Annotated in this window: 16 protein-coding genes; 6 read left to right on the top strand and 10 right to left on the bottom strand. The window is 47.9% G+C overall.

Going from position 1 to position 18,333, the window contains the following annotated elements; all coding sequences use genetic code 11:
- The first annotated feature begins 101 nt into the window (after nt 1-101).
- Nucleotides 102-1,022, top strand: coding sequence for an AEC family transporter (locus AC1S8V_RS05870; protein WP_482074405.1), 921 nt, complete (start codon nt 102-104; stop codon nt 1,020-1,022).
- 64 nt (nt 1,023-1,086) lie between these two features.
- Here AC1S8V_RS05870 and AC1S8V_RS05865 read toward each other — a convergent pair whose 3' ends face one another.
- Nucleotides 1,087-1,338 (bottom strand): RNA-binding protein, encoded by a 252-nt coding sequence (locus AC1S8V_RS05865; protein ID WP_145320846.1) that lies wholly within the window; start codon nt 1,336-1,338, stop codon nt 1,087-1,089.
- Between the two features lie 437 nt (nt 1,339-1,775).
- Between AC1S8V_RS05865 and AC1S8V_RS05860 the strand changes: the two genes are divergently transcribed.
- A complete protein-coding gene (locus AC1S8V_RS05860; protein ID WP_482072831.1) occupies nt 1,776-2,168 on the top strand; it encodes a RidA family protein in 393 nt (130 codons plus the stop codon).
- Between the two features lie 150 nt (nt 2,169-2,318).
- On the opposite strand, the gene AC1S8V_RS05855 is transcribed toward AC1S8V_RS05860, so the two are convergent.
- From AC1S8V_RS05855 to AC1S8V_RS05845, 3 genes are read right to left on the bottom strand one after another with little or no spacing between them, the layout of a single operon-like run.
- Complete coding sequence (locus AC1S8V_RS05855; protein WP_482072830.1) at nt 2,319-4,997, bottom strand: polynucleotide kinase-phosphatase; 2,679 nt, start codon at nt 4,995-4,997, stop codon at nt 2,319-2,321.
- The gene (locus AC1S8V_RS05850; protein ID WP_482072829.1) at nt 4,994-6,463 is read right to left on the bottom strand and encodes a 3' terminal RNA ribose 2'-O-methyltransferase Hen1; all 1,470 of its coding nucleotides are present in this window, start codon (nt 6,461-6,463) and stop codon (nt 4,994-4,996) included. The genes AC1S8V_RS05855 and AC1S8V_RS05850 overlap by 4 nt, the downstream gene beginning before the upstream one ends.
- A gap of 57 nt (nt 6,464-6,520) precedes the next feature.
- Nucleotides 6,521-7,321, bottom strand: coding sequence for a nucleotidyltransferase domain-containing protein (locus tag AC1S8V_RS05845; RefSeq protein ID WP_482072828.1), 801 nt, complete (start codon nt 7,319-7,321; stop codon nt 6,521-6,523).
- Between the two features lie 234 nt (nt 7,322-7,555).
- On the opposite strand from AC1S8V_RS05845, the gene AC1S8V_RS05840 reads away from it, so the two are divergent.
- Nucleotides 7,556-8,911 (top strand): helix-turn-helix transcriptional regulator, encoded by a 1,356-nt coding sequence (locus tag AC1S8V_RS05840; protein WP_482072827.1) that lies wholly within the window; start codon nt 7,556-7,558, stop codon nt 8,909-8,911.
- The gene (locus AC1S8V_RS05835; RefSeq protein ID WP_482072826.1) at nt 8,859-9,743 is read left to right on the top strand and encodes a WYL domain-containing protein; all 885 of its coding nucleotides are present in this window, start codon (nt 8,859-8,861) and stop codon (nt 9,741-9,743) included. The genes AC1S8V_RS05840 and AC1S8V_RS05835 overlap by 53 nt, the downstream gene beginning before the upstream one ends.
- Nucleotides 9,744-9,880: 137 nt before the next feature.
- Here AC1S8V_RS05835 and AC1S8V_RS05830 read toward each other — a convergent pair whose 3' ends face one another.
- From AC1S8V_RS05830 to AC1S8V_RS05805, 6 genes are all read right to left on the bottom strand, one after another.
- A complete protein-coding gene (locus tag AC1S8V_RS05830) occupies nt 9,881-10,381 on the bottom strand; it encodes an LURP-one-related family protein (RefSeq protein WP_482072825.1) in 501 nt (166 codons plus the stop codon).
- A 177-nt stretch (nt 10,382-10,558) separates the two neighbouring features.
- On the bottom strand, nt 10,559-11,299 hold the full coding sequence (locus AC1S8V_RS05825; protein ID WP_482072824.1) for a hypothetical protein: 741 nt from the start codon (nt 11,297-11,299) through the stop codon (nt 10,559-10,561).
- On the bottom strand, nt 11,296-11,994 hold the full coding sequence (locus AC1S8V_RS05820; RefSeq protein ID WP_482072823.1) for an ABC transporter ATP-binding protein: 699 nt from the start codon (nt 11,992-11,994) through the stop codon (nt 11,296-11,298). The genes AC1S8V_RS05825 and AC1S8V_RS05820 overlap by 4 nt, the downstream gene beginning before the upstream one ends.
- Nucleotides 11,987-12,373 (bottom strand): GntR family transcriptional regulator, encoded by a 387-nt coding sequence (locus tag AC1S8V_RS05815; RefSeq protein ID WP_482072822.1) that lies wholly within the window; start codon nt 12,371-12,373, stop codon nt 11,987-11,989. Before AC1S8V_RS05815 ends, AC1S8V_RS05820 begins: the two co-directional genes overlap by 8 nt.
- A gap of 218 nt (nt 12,374-12,591) precedes the next feature.
- Nucleotides 12,592-13,455, bottom strand: a complete 864-nt coding sequence (locus AC1S8V_RS05810) for an aldo/keto reductase (protein WP_482074404.1) — start codon at nt 13,453-13,455, stop codon at nt 12,592-12,594.
- Between the two features lie 48 nt (nt 13,456-13,503).
- Entirely contained in the window at nt 13,504-14,061 is a 558-nt protein-coding gene (locus tag AC1S8V_RS05805) for an STM3941 family protein (protein WP_482072821.1), read from the bottom strand.
- 524 nt (nt 14,062-14,585) lie between these two features.
- Between AC1S8V_RS05805 and AC1S8V_RS05800 the strand changes: the two genes are divergently transcribed.
- Nucleotides 14,586-16,595, top strand: coding sequence for a S9 family peptidase (locus tag AC1S8V_RS05800; RefSeq protein WP_482072820.1), 2,010 nt, complete (start codon nt 14,586-14,588; stop codon nt 16,593-16,595).
- Nucleotides 16,596-17,010: 415 nt separating this feature from the next.
- Nucleotides 17,011-18,204, top strand: a complete 1,194-nt coding sequence (locus AC1S8V_RS05795; RefSeq protein ID WP_482072819.1) for a MalY/PatB family protein — start codon at nt 17,011-17,013, stop codon at nt 18,202-18,204.
- Nucleotides 18,205-18,333: the final 129 nt, after the last annotated feature.

Below are 18,333 nucleotides of genomic sequence, written 5' to 3'. Positions count from 1 at the left end.
TTTTTAGCCTATTACCACGTTCGGTTGTGTATAAAATGATATAATAAGCAAAGCATTTTCGAAATCGGATTGAAATTTTCATGAAAAAGGAAGCTGAACTGATGATTGCAGACATCATGCTTGAAGTCGTCCTGCCCGTCTTTCTCCTGATCGCCGTCGGGTCCTGGATGCAAAAGGTGTTCAAGCTGGACTTGTACACACTCGCCAAAATCAATTTCTATTGTATTACCCCCGCAGCCGTCTTTATGAGCATGTATCACTCGGATATGTCGGGCGAACTGCTCGGAACTGTGACACTTTTTTACGCAATATATGTATTGATTCTCTATATTGTGGGTTCTGTATTTGCGCGCTCACTTCGGATGAATAAAGGCATGAAGGCTGCCTTCAACAATAGTATCATGCTGGATAACGCAGGCAACTATGGTCTGCCCATCAATGCACTGGTATTCCGCGGTGATCCGCTCGCCTCTTCCATCCAGGCGCTGGTCATGTCTTTACAAGCATTACTGACATTCACCTACGGCGTGTTGTCCATTCAGGGAGCGAAGCTCAAAGGTAATTACCGTGCCGTGATTATTGGATTTCTTAAAATGCCCGTTCCGTATGCACTCTTGCTGGGGATTCTGTTCCACATGTGGCATGTTCCCTTGCCTACGTTCCTGTCCATGCCGCTGACCTATGCGCAGCAAAGTATGGTTGCCGTGGCGCTGCTGACACTCGGGGCACAGATTGTAAAATATCCAATCCAACTGTACCGTCTTGATGTGTATATTAGCACATTTTTGCGTCTCCTGATTGGCCCGGCTATCGGGATTTCAATTGTGCTCCTGCTTGGATTGGAAGGAATTGCTGCACAGGCACTCATTATCGCTTCGGGTATGCCGACCGGTGTCAACGCATCCATCCTGGCAGAAGAATACGACAACGAACCCGATTTTGCAGCCCAGACGGTGCTGATCTCAACGTTGCTTAATATCATCACGATTACGGCGCTGATCTCTTATGCCAAAACGTTCTGAACATAAAAAAACAAGCCCATGACCCATGAAGAGGGTTGTGGGCTTGTTTTTTGAGATGCTAAAACTATGATTCAAACGTCGTTCGTTCCGGGAACTTGCCGCCTTCCCTGAATAAACATCGTACCAAACGCTGCGCGGCTCGGTTAAAGAAAAAACTCGGGCTTACCCCATCCACCTGGACAGGTTCCAGTTCCCTCACACTTTCCTTGATCTTATTCATCTCAATGAGCCCCATCTTTCGCTCATTCGGTCCGAATCGATAAATAACCTTCTCATCGTCCTCCGTCTGTTTCACCAGCAGAATCATGGATGCCATACAGGTTACCCCCTATCGTTACGTTATGAGATTCCAGTAATCACTTGCCTGCTATAATTATTACCCAGATTGTAATGGAAGGATATAGGACTTAAGTTAGTTATGCCAAAATTAAATATCCTGATATAAAGATTCTCCGAAATGAGTCGTTAGGCTTACAAACACTGTGTTCACGTTATCCTTCTGGATAGTCACTGTCATGAAAGTGCGTACTGCCCAAGTCGTTTTTCTCCGTTTATACTAGGGCGTGTCTGAAAACTCCGAAGGAAGCAGATTTTGCCGAATTTTCGTTCCAAGCAAGGAAGTTTTTCGCAGGCGTGCCGGGGCACGTCAAGGGAAAGTGACGCAGCAGGGAGCGAAAAGGCGGTAAAAGATGCACTTCAGCGAGTTTTGAGACACGCCCTAACCTTATCTTAAATTCCAAAGGAGAGAAACATATGACTACAGCTCAAATATATAGCCACGGTGTCCCGTGGGAAGAAGCATTTAGCGTTGCTCAGGGATACAGTATTAACGGTACGATCTACATTGCAGGACAATTTTCGCATGATATGCAGGGGACGTTTATTGGCGTGGATGATATTGAAGCACAAGTTCGCCAGACACTCGATAACTTGGATCGCGTGCTCGCCGCATTCGATGTGACCAAGTCGAACATTGCTGAACTGGAGATTTTTCTGGTTCACCCGCAGGAGCATCTTGAGCCATGTGTTGCCGTGTATAAAGAGTACATTGGTACTCATCGTCCGGCGGTTACGATGGTCGGGACATCCGGACTCGCCTTCCCTCATCAACTGATAGAGATTCGCGCCGTTGCTCATACCAACTGATTATCCAGGTCACCTCAAACGTTGCAGCACAAAGCAAAAATGCGTGATAAGTTACTCCCTTTAACGAAGTTCATACACAAAAAAAGAAGCAGATGCGGATTAATTCCGAACCTGCTTCTTTAGGATTTCTTATTCTTTTACTTTAACAGTTTACAAACGCGGGTCTACTCGCTCTGACTCCAGCGATAGTGTTGCCAGCACGCATTCATGAATTCGTTCCACGGGCTCTCTGCGTATAAAGCGCTCAATACCCTCCATACCCAAAGCACTCTCCATTAAGGCGTGACGTTCTTTCTTGGACGTTTTTCGTTTACGAAGTCGGGACAGATTCTCAGGTGCCAGGTAATCCATCCCATAGATGATGTGCAAATATGCACGTCCTCGTACTTTAATCGCAGGCTGGATGATTTTATTACTATTCCAGGCGCGGAACGTTTCCGGTTTGATCACAATCCCCTCATGTCCTTCCGCCGTAATCTCATCCCACCAACGAATGACATCCGCTTCATCTGCCTCACTTGCGATCACGCGATATTCCGTCTCCATCATCAAGGTCGACATCCTGGCGAACTCACGGTTTTGTTCCATATGCCATTCATGGGTTTGCTCCCAAAATGCTCCCGTGCTATGTGCAAGTGTATGGAACGGCGCAATCTGAATGTCCCCGATATCATCCACATCCCAGCAGTATTTTTGGAATACATTGCGGAACGTCTCGGCATTAGCGAGTTTACCTGCTGTCTCCTGCAACCACTCCTTTACGTTACGACCTGTTGCTTGAGCTTCACGCAGTTTGTCCAGCACCGTAGACCGATCCATGAGCGAGGCTTCGGCCACGTGTGCATATTGTGAAGCAATCAGCTCACGCGCCTTTAGATTCCAAGGTACAATCTCCGCATCGAGCAATACAAACTCCGTCTGATGACGATCAAAATAACCATCTGCGCTCAAGTCCGCATGTAATCTGGAAAGCACATCCTGCTCTGTCGAAGGGTCAAAAAAGGATCGGCCCGTCCGGGTCACAATGTTCCCCAGCATCGGCCTGCCCACTCGCTGCACCGCAGCTTGCTCATCGCGGAAAAGAAGCAAAATGGCCCGGCTGCCCATGTGTTTCTTCTCGGCAACCATACGGGTAACGCCCTGTGAGCGATAATACTGGAATGCATCCTGTGGATGCTCCAGGTATCCCTCTACAGAACACACACCCGGCGGTGGACTCATCGTAGGCGGGATGTAGAGCAGTTCTTCCAGCGGCACAGTATAATGGGAAAACGTATCAATTGCCGTCTTCGCCACCTCACCGTGCACAGACACATCAAGTTTAGATGCTGTCTGAACCGTGAAACCTTCCTTGAACTTACGTATGTTGGGCGCAGCAAAACGCCGCTGTTCCCAGCGCTTTAATGGACTATCCGGATCTCCCGCATAATCCTGCTTCGCCGGAACACTGACTGCCTCACGCTCTGGCATTCGCCAAGCAGTGAGCATGCCACCAAAAACAACACCTTGATCAATATTGACTGTATCATTCACAATCGTAGGGTATGGACGAGGATCATGCCCCCAAACGATGCATTCACCCGAATTGTGATCCACGTACCAATCCTTGCGCACAGGCCGACCCTGCTCATCCGTACCTTCCACATCTCCATACCGGCAGTAGTCCTGAATGCGTTTGGACTGTTTTCCGATAAAATGATCTCGAATCCCTGCGTGTGCCACAACCACCTGTCTTACCCCGTTCCGGGAAAAGACCAGATGAGATGGTGCACCAAGCAGAAAGGTCCTCAGCTCTGCACGTACTCGCATTGCTGTCTCTTGACCTTGCTCCTGCTCAAGCTGTAGCAACTCCATCTCTACCCGTTCGTCACCATGACTCAACGTCACGTCTCGACCATCCAGATACCGTGCGATCTTCCAGCCGTGATTACTGTCAATCATGTAGGCAAGCTCGGCGTCACAATGACGTTGCCAGAACAACAGACATTTTAACGATTCTGGCCCACGGCTCGTTACGTCACCAACCGAAACCAATTTCCGTCCTTCAGGATGACGGTACAAGCCACTTCCATCCTCGTCCACATACCCGAGACGCACGATTAATTCCATCATTTCATCGTAACAACCATGAATATCTCCGATGATATCAATACCTGCACCCATGTCGGTCACCAGCGGATTGGATGTGCGGACAAACGTAATCTCATCCGGCTGCTTCAGCACATAACTGGCATCAAAGCCATCCTCACGGATTGAGCGTAATGTACGCTTGAACTGCTGCACCTGTTGTTTCACCCGTTGACGACCACGCGGATACTCACGCTGGGCATCACGTTCCAGCAATTCTTTTTCCGGGATATCGAGCACCACAGCAATCACGGGCACATGAGCTTTCCAAGCCACCTGAATCAGGCGCTCGCGATCCTCGGGATACAGATGTGTCGCATCAACCCAGGTCAACTTGTTCAGACGACAGCGGGTTGCCAGCATCGCCTCCATCGCTTCAAATGCTTTGGCCGATACGTGCTGATACTCCGCATAGATCACATCCGCTTCGCTGCGCGGACGATGTTTCCAATCCACATACTCATCATCTCCAACCAGCATGCGGAATTGATCGGATGAGACGGCTTCCGTGCGGCGAATGATGCTTTCTGCAACGAGACGATCCAGCAACGTACTTTTGCCACTGTTAGATGGGCCGACAAGAACAACGATACCTGCATGAGGCAGACGAATCTCACGTTGTCTTTCCTCTGTCCCACTTTCCCAACCCTGCTGTCCTCTGCCTGTATCTGATATTTCGTTAGGTCTCATTTTTCTCCTCATGAATGACTCTCCTTTCTCCGCTCAAAAATGACCAGTTGGGTAGGTTGTCCATAGCCTTCTACACTCTCACCGATACCCTTAATTTCATAGGCATAGTTCCCCCGCTGCGTCCATTCCTCACACCGGGAAGCCAGCTCCGCACGGGTCCACTCAAAGCGGTGGTCATGGTGACGGAAACTTTCCTGCTCCATTGCGTACACATCGTTATATTCCTTGTTCGGTGTAGTGACCAGCAGTACTTCAGGCTGATAATCGTTCATGATCGCATCCATAATTCCGTTCAGACGATATTCCTCAATATGCTCAATCACTTCGCACAGGATCATAACGTCCTGGTTTTGCAGCTGCTCGTCAAAATAAAACAATGAACCGATGATCGGCTCCGGCATAGCCACCACTCCAGAACGACCCTCCAGCTTCGCGAAGCGCTCCATGGCCCGGAGCCGCGACTGGCCGGAAGGTTCAACGGCCAGAATCGACTCCACACCAGGAATGTATGCCAAACGAGCAGACAGCTTGCCTTCACCCGCTCCCATATCAACAATGCTCCGTTTGACTGGCAACGCTGCAATCACATCTGTGATCACACGGTAACGCAACTCGTTTAACCGCACGGGCGGTTCAGATTGTTCAGATTGCCCACGTTGATCTTGTTCTCCGCCTTCCCGATACCCCACGTAATCCTCCCGAATAACCGTGTCTGAGATGTGACCTATTCCTCTCTCCTGTCCAAAGGACACAGTCAAAGCACCCTCTTGACGCTCATACTGCCGGATCAGTTCGGCAAAACGCAACGTACGCTTCACAATGAGTTCTTTCAGTGGATGAGCATCCAGCCACCCTTCACCGTAACGTTTAATTTTATCGATCTCATCTTCACTGATGAAATAATGTTTGTAATTATCCAGCACTGGAATCAGCAGAAAGAGCTGACGCAGTGCATGTTGTACCGTATTACGACCACGCAGGATGATATGGCGAACTGTGCTTTTATTTTTCAGATCAAAGGAATAGGACAGCTCTCCACGTTCCACCGAAACTGCGTATCCTAATGGCGAGAATAATTCCTCCACAACCCGATCCGGCAGATCGGACGCCACCGGGCCAAAGGTCAGTTCCAACTCGAAAGATTGACCTACCCATTGCACATAGTCTTCCTTGGGCTTGCCATTCAGGGCCGTCCCGAGCGCCGCACGTATGTAGGAGCAGAACAGGCTGCTGGTCACGAACTCACGATCATTGATATATTGCGTAATGTCATACCCGTCGGGTGTACCCCTGACCAGATCCACTGGATCAGGCTCGGCATGAATCAGCACTTCTGTTTCGTTCTCTGTAGCCGTGGTGTACACCATTCTTACACGCACGCCTTTGTCTACGCGGTCATATATATTCAGCGGATTCTTCGCTAACAAATGGGATACAACCCCCGCGTCAGCGCCGCTTGCTTTCAAGATCAGATGCATCAGTTCTCCTCCTTTGAATCAATTCCATCTTCTTTCACGCTCTGTTGTCATCAAGCCCTAGATGTTCCTCCACACCTCTTGCAATGCCAACCGGAAAATCCGGTCCAATTCTTCAAATTGAATAATCTGCTCATTCTCCATCTGGCCGGCAAGTCTGTCAAAATGCTCGATCTTCTCCGCCAAAAAAGTCTGTATTGCGGGCAGCTGAGGCTCCAGATCCAGTTCCTCGCCCGCCTTTTTCCGGCGCAGCAATTCATGAATCTCCGTATATAGCGGTGTAGTCGCAGGTACAAGTTCTTGGACCAGCTCTTCGAATGCCATCGGCGGCATTGCATCATAACGTTCGATCCAGCCACAAGCGAGTAAGGGGCGCAGCACATAGAAATACTTTTTAATCTTGACCCGCTCACCTTGTAAATAATCCCGAAAATTCCCTTTCGCCATATTCAGATAATGATACATGCAGGACTTGGGCGAGAAGGTCAACGGTGACAGCGCACGAATATGCTGTGCCACGTTATACTGTTCATCATACTGAATGGGAGATTGCAGCCACTCCAAGAGTGGTGGATTGGATTTGCGAAACAGCTTCAATGCCTTGCGCAGATCCCAACCATTGATGTCCAGCTGGTCACTGATCGGGCGTTCGATAACATCCCTTCGATCCTCAATCGACAAGTACCATTCCAGTGGTCTTACAAACAGGAAACGCACATCATAATCACTGTCCTGTGAAGGAAACCCCCACGCCCGGCTGCCCGATTCACAGGCATAGATAATCCGTACCTGCTCCTCCTGTTCAATCTGCTTCAGCTGTTGTCTAATCGTACCTTTCATTTCTTCATGAACATAGGTCATGTCCATTACCTCCTTTAGAAACAAATACATTACATTATGTATCACGGATTCCTATTCCCTTTTCGCATTGTTCATCAGATCGATTAAACGTGTGTCCCTGCCTCGCTCATACCCTCATTATGACCCACGCATGCTACATACGAACATGGCAAAAGTATGACGAGCTTCATAAGTTTAAAATGAAACCTGCCACTCATCCTGCTACAATGAAGGGATAACAAGGAGTGAATGTTCATGGCAAGAGAGAGTTTTGACAAAGAAATTCAGTTCTTACGCATGTTATCCCTGACAAGCGGTGCGTATAACCGCAAACAGTATGCCGAGCGGCTTGGCATATCCGTACATACCTTTGATAAAACCAATCGCAGATTAAAAGACATCATGCAGAGCGTCGCTGATCAACGTTCAGGTAGCGAAGCTAGCCGGGAAATGGCTGATCTCGTCCGCTTCCAGTACGGAGAATCCGCTGAGCCCATGCTGCTCTTCCTCTTCCGCGCCAAGTCGATGAAAGAGACTGAAGTTCAGCGACTTTCTGTCCTTTTGCATACCTTACAAGATAAAGCCTTGACCGCGATGGAACTGCTGGACGCCTGCTGTGCTGATCTGCCGGAAGATCTGGCGTTACCTGACGAGAAAACCATTCGCTCTGATCTGAAGTATCTGGAAGAGGTTGGAGTTATACGGAAAGAGCCTGGTGGCAGACCATATCGATATGCTTTACAACAGGACGTCCTTACCGGATTAACGGAGGAGGAACAGCTGGAGTTGTATGATTTTGTGGATATGATGGCAAATACCCAGGTCCCTTCCGTACAGGGATATTTATTGCGGGATAGTCTGAAGAAAGCCATTACGGCAAGTTTTCCGCAAGAAGAAGCTACCGAGCCCTATATCTATAAGTATCACTACTATTCTCGTATCCTGGACGAAGCCCATCTATACACACTACTTGGGGCGATTCGCCAGCGCAAACGTGTGCAGTTTTTGTACTTTTCACCAAAAAAACCATCCAGCTACAGTTCACAGAATACGAATCCACGCTTTGAACGGGAAGCAGGTGGTCGATCCAACCGGATCGTCCCCCTTGAAGTGGTCTATGACCATCAGTATGGTCGTTGGTATGTAATTGGATATCAGGGCCGCCGCGGCTTTGTGAAATTCCGCATGGAAGGCATAACCCAGTTGGAGGAACAAGATTCAGTAGAAGAGGAATACATGCTCGAACTGAAGCAGCAGTGGACCAACATTAGTCGCTACAGTTGGCTCGTGGATACGGGGAATACTGTGACAGTTCAAGCTCGCTTTTTCCATCCGGAGCGTGGTCAGCGCAACTTCATTCTGGATCGGGTTCGTCTGCAAGGTCAATGGGGCAAGATTATACCCGAAACAGACCATACCTTTCTCTACGAAATTCAGGTCAACGGTACCACCGAGATCAAACCGTGGTTACGGAGTTTTGGCTCAAGCTGCGAGATAATAGCGCCCCAGAGACTACGCCAGGAGATGATCAAGGAATGGAAGGAGATTGCGGAATATTATGAACCTGTTCGAGAAGATGTTCAATTACCAGATGATGACGCGATTGAATGAAAATGGACTGTTCACCTGGACCTCACAGGAACGGGCCTGGCTTCGCATGATGCTGAATCACCCTGCTGCGAGAGAAGCGCTGAGCCCTGTAACGTTGGATAAAATGCACAACATGCTGAATGGTGAGCAGGACCTGAACCTTCAGGATTACCTGACCGAAAAAGCCAAAAGCGAAGAAAACAGTGTCTCTCACCCACTGCTTCGACGTTTGCGGCTAATCATTCTGCATCATCAGGGATTTCGAATGACAGGCCGCGTCCGCAATGGACGCACGAGTCATGATGAATTTGGGTACCCGTATAAACTGGAGTATTCCATGGTCAAAAAAGAATGGTATGTGCTCTGGTACGCGCCTCGCTTCGACAAACTCATGTCAACCAAGCTGTACAGTATCGTTACCGTGGAAGCCCAACCGGTTGAACCGGATACCGCTTCGGGTTACACTGCCCGAATTGCTGCAATTACAGAGAAGCGCAAAACGACCATCACCATAGAGGTTCTGCCCGAGTTCAATCAGGAGTTATCCCGAATCCTCTATGCCTTCTCCTGCTTCGAGAAACAGGTCGAGTACCTGGAAGCCGAGCAGACGTATCGAATCGAGCTGACCGTTCCGCGGAATGAGATGGATTACGTCTTATCCAAGATGCGTTTTCTCGGCAAACGGGTTCGAATCGCTGACCACACAGTGCTGCGAGAGCGAATGTCCGAGACAGCTGCGAAGGCATTAGCCCGTTATGCGCATCCTGAATCTGATCAGCATTCTGAACGCACACGAGGCATCATACCGCACCAGCATGATGATGAACCTCTCGCGAATGCCGATGGCCATTAATTTTATGAGAGTGGGTTAAATGCCTACTTGTCAAAAGCAAACCCATCTAAGCGAATAAGGTCTGGATGATATTATCCAAACCTTATTCCTCTATTCCTGTAGAACTACCTAACTGTCTGTGAACCCATTATTTTGTACTACGTTCCACCACTGCTGGCAGCCGAGTTCCGTCTTTTATTAATCGCGTGCACGCCCATGACTACTGCAACTAATTCATACGTGTCCAGTTGTTCCGACTGGTTATCTAATACAAATGCCCCTGAACTAAACCAGCCGCTGGTGCGACGAAAACTGGCCACGATGCGGCCACCACTGCCACTTATATCATATTCCTGTGAAAATGCTGGAGCAGACACATCATACGTACCGCGCGATCCTGCATCATATTCATACTTTTTACTAAAAAAACTGAACCTTGCCCGAAGCACACCCAGATGTCTCCCATCTGCTGCAGTGATATCCCAACGATTCGTTAACATGCGAAATTTGCCGCTGCAGACCAATCCCGAGTTATCCGATACATCAAGCGAAGAACCCAAGACACTTTTCAAATCCAGATGCCCTGCCTGTTCCTGGTTCGGATTCATAATCTCGGTGTAACCCGCGTTAAAAAAGTTATCCCTGAAGTATAGTTCCATGACGATTTCTCCTTTCCCAGTTCAATGTTCTTTTCGTTAAACATGACTCTTCAGTTGTACTTCCCCACACAATATATCTACATTTACGTATAACTATGAGAATTGGATTCAAAAGGTGGATCATCACCGGATATAAAAAACGAGCAACCCTGGTTGCTCGCATCATGTGAGTCTTTATCAGACTTCAACTTTTTTGTTGTTCAGGTGAATGGTGGCCCACACCAAGATAACGGCTACGATGATTTCAAATATAGTACTTCCCCACATGCCGTCCGACCATAATACGCCATTGGCTGTGATCGAGATCCCTGTACTTTCTTCGGTGTAACGGAACATCTCATTTGGACTGAAACGTCCTGTCATAATGATATTTTCCAACCAGCCAATCAGATTAACGAGGACCAAGAATGCAACGATTCCGATCCATGGCCCGGTTCTCCAACGGAAGCTGCCTGCAATCGAGATCGAAAGGAAGATGATGACGGTCATGAATACCATAACCCATGCGCTAAACAGCAACAAACTAATATAATCTGAAACATGCAGACCCGAAAGATCAATATTGGTAACCATGTTCATTCTGAGTTTCATTGAGATATAGATGTAGGCATGAATCGTAAATATAATAACTAATCCCAACCCGCAAAGAGCTCCAAAGATCAAAGGAGACAACACATGGGATAGGCCCGTTACGGGTAAAAGACGGCGATTATAAGAGCGGATATTGGACGTGTATGTTTTGATCATTTTCACATAAATAGCCACACCTACCCCAACATAACCCATAATGCCAAGCACAAGCCCTGTGACCTCAGACATGAAAAGGGAAAGCGCCACTTGCGCAATAATCAATATGACTAGCCCAGCCAGCAGTACATTCCAATTTCTTCTAAAGTCATACTTCAATAATGTCATCATTCTGCATAGACCTCCTTGAACATCTCATCCACACTTTTCCCATATTTCAGACGGAGTGTTTCCACTTCTTCCCGCATCACCAGTTGACCTTCACGAATGAAGACCACTTCATCAAAAATTCGTTCGATATCATTCACCAGATGTGTGGAGATGATTAGACTGCTGTCTTCATCATAGAATTTGACGATCGCATCCAGAATCTTGCCACGTGCAACCGGATCTACTCCGCCAATCGGTTCATCCAGCAAATACAGACGAGCTTTACGAGATAGTGCCAGTGTTAGTTGTAGTCGTTCATTCATACCTTTGGACAGATGCCGTACCCGGTCACTCTCGACAAGGTTCATGAAATCCAGCATCTCCCGTGCCTTCTCTTCATCAAAATCAGCATAGAAATCGCGGTAGTACGCAATCGCATCCCGCACTCTCATCCACTTCTCGGTTAATGGACGATCCGGCATAAATGAAACCAGCGCTTTCGTCTCCAGCCCAACAGGCTTACCTGTGACTTGAATCGTTCCGCTGTTAGGATGCAACAAACCTGCAACCAGCTTCATGAGCGTACTTTTTCCACTGCCGTTGCTACCCAGCAGACCTACGATTCGTCCTGGAGCAATATCCAATGTAATATTACTGAGCGCTTTCTTACTGCCATATGTCTTGTTAATCTGGTTCAGTTCAAGGATGTTACTCATGCGTTGTTCCTCCCTTTCCTTCCGCAACGGCATCGGCTACGATGGATAAGATATCCTGCTCTTCGATCCCCAGTTCCTGCATTCCGGTCAGAAAGCGTTCCAGCAATTCACCGGCCATCTCTTTTTTGATCGTCATAATCTTCCGCTCCTCACTGGTCACATATCTGCCCAAGCCCCGTTTGGTTTCGACCACTTTTTCCCGCTCAAGCTCCTGAAATGTCCGTTGTACTGTATTTGGATTGATCTGTAGTTCAGCCGCCAGTTCACGAACCGAAGGAATTTTGTCACCCGCCTGAAGTGTCCCGGTTACAATCTGTCTTTTGATGTACTGCATGATCTGCAGATAGATCGGTAAGTTGTTATCAAATTCCATAGTCACAAAGCTCTCACTCCTCTCTGTACTGGTGTGTTAGTTACATAGTACACTGGTAAGGTGACATTGTAAAGCCCATTTTTTTAAACATATTTTTGCTAGGTCATGCGGAAGCTTCGGCTATCTGTGTATTTGAATAACTTTGCATATAAGCATCGACACAAAAAAGAGCAGATCGTGTAGATCTGCTCAGCATGACTTATTATTCATATTTCCGTCTTATTTTACACGATATCTAGAGGTACCTTGCCTTTAGGTGCAGGGAATACCTCATTCAACCGGGTTAACTCCTCTTGTGTCAAAACGATGTTCACTGCTAACGCATTGTCAGCCACATGATTCAACTGTACCGCTTTGGGAATCGCCAGCACGTCTCCGTCCCTGGTCACCCAGGCTAATGCGATCTGGGAAGTTGTGACTCCTCGGTCCTGTGCAATCTCCCGAATAACCGGATGCTCCAACAATTCACTGCGAAGTCTGCCACCCTGAGCCAGTGGACTATACGCCATGACCGTAACACGTCGCTCCCTCATCCAAGGGAGTAGATCATGTTCAATACCACGCGAAGCGGCATGGTACAACACCTGATTCACCATGCACTGCGATCCCTCCGGCAGGCTCCATAACTCCTGCATATCCCTTATATCCAGGTTCGAGACACCCCACCGTAGGATTTTACCGGATTGCTTCAATTGTTCCAAGGCCTGAACCGTCTCTTCGAGTGGTACGCCTCCACGCCAGTGGAGCAAGTACAGATCCAGACGATCTGTACCAAGACGCGTGAGACTGCGCTCACAGGCCGTAATCATTTGCTTGCGATGCGCATGATGGGGATACACTTTGGATACGAGAAATACTTCGTCACGACAGCCCGAGATGGCCTTTCCCGTAACGACTTCCGCCCCGCCTTCTGCATACATCTCCGCCGTATCAATCACGGTCATTCCCAGTTCAATACCGGAACGCAGTGCCCGTACTTCTTCTTCCCGACTGGATTGCTTCTCTCCCATGTTCCATGTACCTTGTCCTATCGCAGGCAAGGCAGTTCCATCTGGAAGCAGAATTGTGCGTGTCTGATTACCATGCATCATCTATATTCCTCCATTCTGAAGATTCTATGGACACTGCGACCTTCTCTAACGACGAATATACGAATCATAAATCATGTTATCACTCACATGTCTCCAGTGGTTCATCATCATGATATACAATTGATCCAGTGGAATTGTGAGGCTACTTTGGGCAACGCTGATGGTTGCATCGACCATATTGCTGTTGACCGTCATCAATTTGCGTTTCATCCCGTTCTGGCGATCCAGAAAGGCTTTCTCGTCCCGCAATTTCACCCCGATCATTTTCTGTCCCATTAATTCATACATGAAAATATTCTCAACGTCTCTCCATGCCACTGCTCCTCCTGCAGCATAAGAAGATGCATCCACAAACCCATCCTCATCGATTACAAAAGAAGGTTCCTTCTTAATCATCTTTACCAGACTGTAGCAGAAACATAGGCCGAAAAACAAAATGGAAAGAAGTCCAATCACACCCGAAAGGATGGAATCATTCATAACTGAAGAACCATCAAAAATCAAAAAAAATCCGGCTGCCACAAAAAGTGCCGCCCCTACCGTAAGCCACGCCATTCGTTTCCGGTTTGGATATTCCACATGCTGCTCATAGGATGTGCTCAACGTGACGTTCCTCCTTCATTACGACTGAATCATACAAGTTCTATATAAACGAATGGCTATGAATCGAATACCTAAATGTAGAACAGGAATGGCATTGTCCATTAAACCAAATTCACTGAGGTTAAACATTAAATTAAGACCATTTTTCATCATTTCTGCGCTTATTCAACATTAGGATTCGTCATCCTTCGAGCAAATCCTTTTAACACACCTATATGAATTGAACTAAAGAATGTTTACACTGGACACTCCAATGACAGAACAACCTTCTGATCGCTGTTATCCCCAGATTTTTCGATTCCACTTTTTCAAAGTGAAAATCCGGGGATAAAGGCGAACGCTCCGCTTCTTCAGGTTATTTCTGTCCTCTCCGTTACGTGCAAATGTTTAATTCAATTTATATACATTGTTAAAAGTATTGCCCCTCCTTCATTACGCTTATTGTCCTGTCTCTAGCTTTCCGTTAATATAAATGGAAAGGTTAGGAAATTAACCAATTCTAATTCATGGTGGGAGGACAAACAATGATGAGTCAGCGCGGCATAACATCGGAAGATCTTTATCAGATTACATGGGTTAATGATCCAACTCCGTCTCCTCAAGGCGGACAACTGGTATATGTAAGCCGGAAAACGAATGAAGCACGTGACGGTTATTGTTCTCACCTGAGACTGCTGCATCTAGGGAGTCAAAAGGACAGACCTTTTACCTCTGGTGAGAAGGATCATTCCCCTGCCTGGTCGCCAGATGGGTCCCAGCTTGCCTTTTTAAGAGAGGTTGATGGGAAATCCCAAGTGTGGATCATCGCATCAGATGGCGGAGAAGCACAGCAAATCAGTCACCTGAAACATGGCGTCAGTTCCCTGCTCTGGTCACCAGATGGTCATACCTTACTTGTGAAATCATCCGTGGATATGAGCGGACAAGAAGAATTAGAACATACAGACCCTATAGACGATAAACCTAAACTGCCGCAAGAACATGTCGTAGATCGAATTCGAATGAAATCAGATGCCAGTGGATTATGGAACGGTAGACGTTCCCACCTCTTCACTCTCGCACCGATCGATGCGGAACCACTTCCTGTAACTACAGGTCATTATGACGTTGGAGACTACGCCTGGTCACCGGACGGAACATCCATCGCATGGATTGCGCAGATGCCCGAAGAAGGCGAGGATCATAACGATTACACCCTAACCAATCATGTGTACCTTGCCAAGGCAGACGGATTGGATGTGCAGCAGCTGACCCCGGAAGGATATACGTTCAGCCGGCTGGCCTATGCACCGGATGGACAATCTCTTGCACTGCTCGCCAGTGACCGTTCCTATGGAAATGCCACGCTTGTGAAGCTGTACACCCTTCCCATTTCAGGTAGTGAGCTCGTATGTCTAAGCACCGATTGGGACGTACAGTTGAATCACAGTATTGTCGGCGACATGCGATCACATCTGACAACCACAGGGCCTGTATTCAGCCTGGATGGTTCATCCATCCTCTGTCTAGCGACCATTCATGGTAGTGTACGCATCGCAAAATTCGCACGAGATGGCAGCAGTGCCGACTATATATTGCCTGACGAACGGGAAATTTATCAATTTGCCGAATTGGAAAACGGACAGATCGTTGCCGCTGTTGCGGATACGCGAAGCCCTGGTGACCTCTATGTGTATGAACAACCGGATGATTCCGGCGTAGAACCGATTCAGCTCACCCGCAGCAATCCACAGCTTGAGGATGAGATCCATCTTAGTGCACCCGAGACCTTCTGGTTCAATTCCTCAGATGGCCTGCGGCTGCAAGGGTGGATCATGAAACCTCATGGCATGGTCGACGGGGTCAAAATCCCGACCATTCTGGAGATTCATGGCGGCCCGCACATGATGTATGGTTTTACATTTATGCATGAGTTCCAGATTCTTGCCGCACAAGGATACGCTGTTGTTTACATTAATCCACGCGGGGGCCTCGGATACGGACAGCAGTTTGTAGATGCCTGTCGTGGAGATTACGGCGGTGGCGATTATCGCGATCTTATGGAAAGTGTAGACCACGCCCTGTCCCAATATGAGTTTATTGATGAATCCAGGCTGGGCGTAACCGGTGGCAGTTATGGTGGTTTCATGACCAACTGGATTGTTGGGCACACGGATCGTTTCAAGGCCGCTGTTACCCAGCGTTCCATCTCCAACTGGCTATCCTTCTACGGTGTCAGTGACATTGGATATTTCTTCACGGAAGACCAGATTGGCGGCAACGCGTGGGATGACACGGAAAAATTGTGGAAACACTCTCCGCTCGCTTATGTCGGGAACGTGAACACGCCTCTGCTCATTTTGCATGGCGAACAGGATCTCCGGTGTCCGATTGAACAGGCCGAGCAGTTATACATTGCGTTGAAACGGCGCAAGCAGACCACAAGGCTCGTTCGTTTTCCAGGTGCCAACCATGAGCTGTCTCGTGGAGGTCATCCTCACTTGAGGGTACGCCGTCTGGAGCATATTGCCGGATGGTTTAACGAGTACCTGTAACTGACTGTTAGTTCAGAGTATAGAACCAGATATGGTTTCAACCCTAAAAGCCGTCCAATGAAATCTGTTACGATTTCAACGGGCGGCTTTTGCTTTTCGCCTGCTGTAGGGGTACGAGCTTATTCGGATAACAGCCCGTTGTTCCATCAAATGTTAGCAATATAATAGCATCTGGTAAGAGGTTGTAAACGATAAATGGACAAAACAGGACCAGGGGCGTACAAAAATAGTCTTTGTCGTTGCCCACTATTCTCTGGCTTGTTAAGGTGTTCTTATATGAATAAAGTCCTGAATTCCGGTCCATACATATGAAGCTCCTCATATACGCTCAACAGTTGCGAAATTAACCAATGTATTAGATAATGATTTGTCGATTGTGGTCGAAGGAACGGAAATTCAAGGGGGATTAAATACGATGAACAACAATAACAGTACATTTGATCAGTCTATTAACCGGATCTCTACCGGATCAGAGAAATGGGATGCACTTGAGGATATCTTCGGCGCTGCAGATGCGCTTCCGATGTGGGTTGCCGATATGGATTTTGCTGCTCCACCATCCGTCATTCAGGCCCTGCAAACACGGATGGAGCACGGTATCTTTGGTTACACGGTGCGAACAGGGGCATATCATGCAGCCGTGGCAGGGTGGATGGAACGGCGCCACAACTGGAAAATTAACGATGACTGGATCGTATTCACTCCAGGTATTGTGCCCGCACTCAGCATTGCTGTACAACGATTCACGGATCCGGGAGATGCCGTGGTCATCCAAGCTCCGGTATATGCGCCCTTCTATGAAGTAGTACGTGGTCAGGGCCGTGAACTGATCACCAATCCTTTGGTAGAGAATAATGGTCATTACACGATGGATCTGGAACAACTGGAATCCAGCTTGCAGACCGGTCGGGTCAAAATGCTGATTCTATGCAGTCCTCACAACCCGGTTGGACGGGTATGGACTCGCGAGGAGCTTGAGGGGCTCACGTCGCTGTGCCTGCAATACAAGGTACTGATGGTTTCGGATGAAATTCATGCAGATCTTGTTCACCAACGCGGAGCTCATACACCGCTAACCCTGATCTCAGACGCCGTCTCTGATCTAAGCATCATCTGCACGGCTCCAAGCAAAACGTTCAACATTCCCGGCCTCTGCACATCCAACATTATCATCCCTAATGCCAAGTTGCGGGAATCGTTCGCGCAGGGTGTTAAAACGATGGGACTTGCCAGTATTAGTACACTGGGGGCCGTTGCAACCGAAGCTGCTTACAATGGTGCCGAGGACTGGCTGGATGAGTGCCTTGCCTATATCCGTGGAAATATGGAGTATGTACAGCAGTATGTTGCGGAACACATGCCGCAGATCAAAATGCATCTGCCCGAAGCAACCTATCTGTTATGGATGGATTTTCGGGAGCTGAATATCCCACATGCACAACTATGCAACATGCTGCTTCATGAAGCAGGGCTTGCTTTCAATGACGGGAGCTTCTTTGGAACGGAGGGTACAGGGTTCATGCGCATTAATGTAGCCTGTCCACGTTCCACGGTTGAAGAGGCGATGCGCAGGTTATCTGTGTTGTTAAGCAATGTGTCGGGCAAATAAGCTGTCAGTTACATCTATGTACGTTGCGAACAAAACGTGTACTGATCGTTAAATGGCGAATATTTGTCAAAATAGAAAAAGGGGTGCCCCGTAGTCAAGTCCATGACTCACATTCATGGTCAATGACTG

It is taken from the genome of Paenibacillus sp. B46(2026) (genome assembly GCF_056786355.1).
The sequence above is the reverse complement of the archived record's forward strand: the minus strand, read 5'-3'. Positions and strand labels throughout refer to the sequence as shown.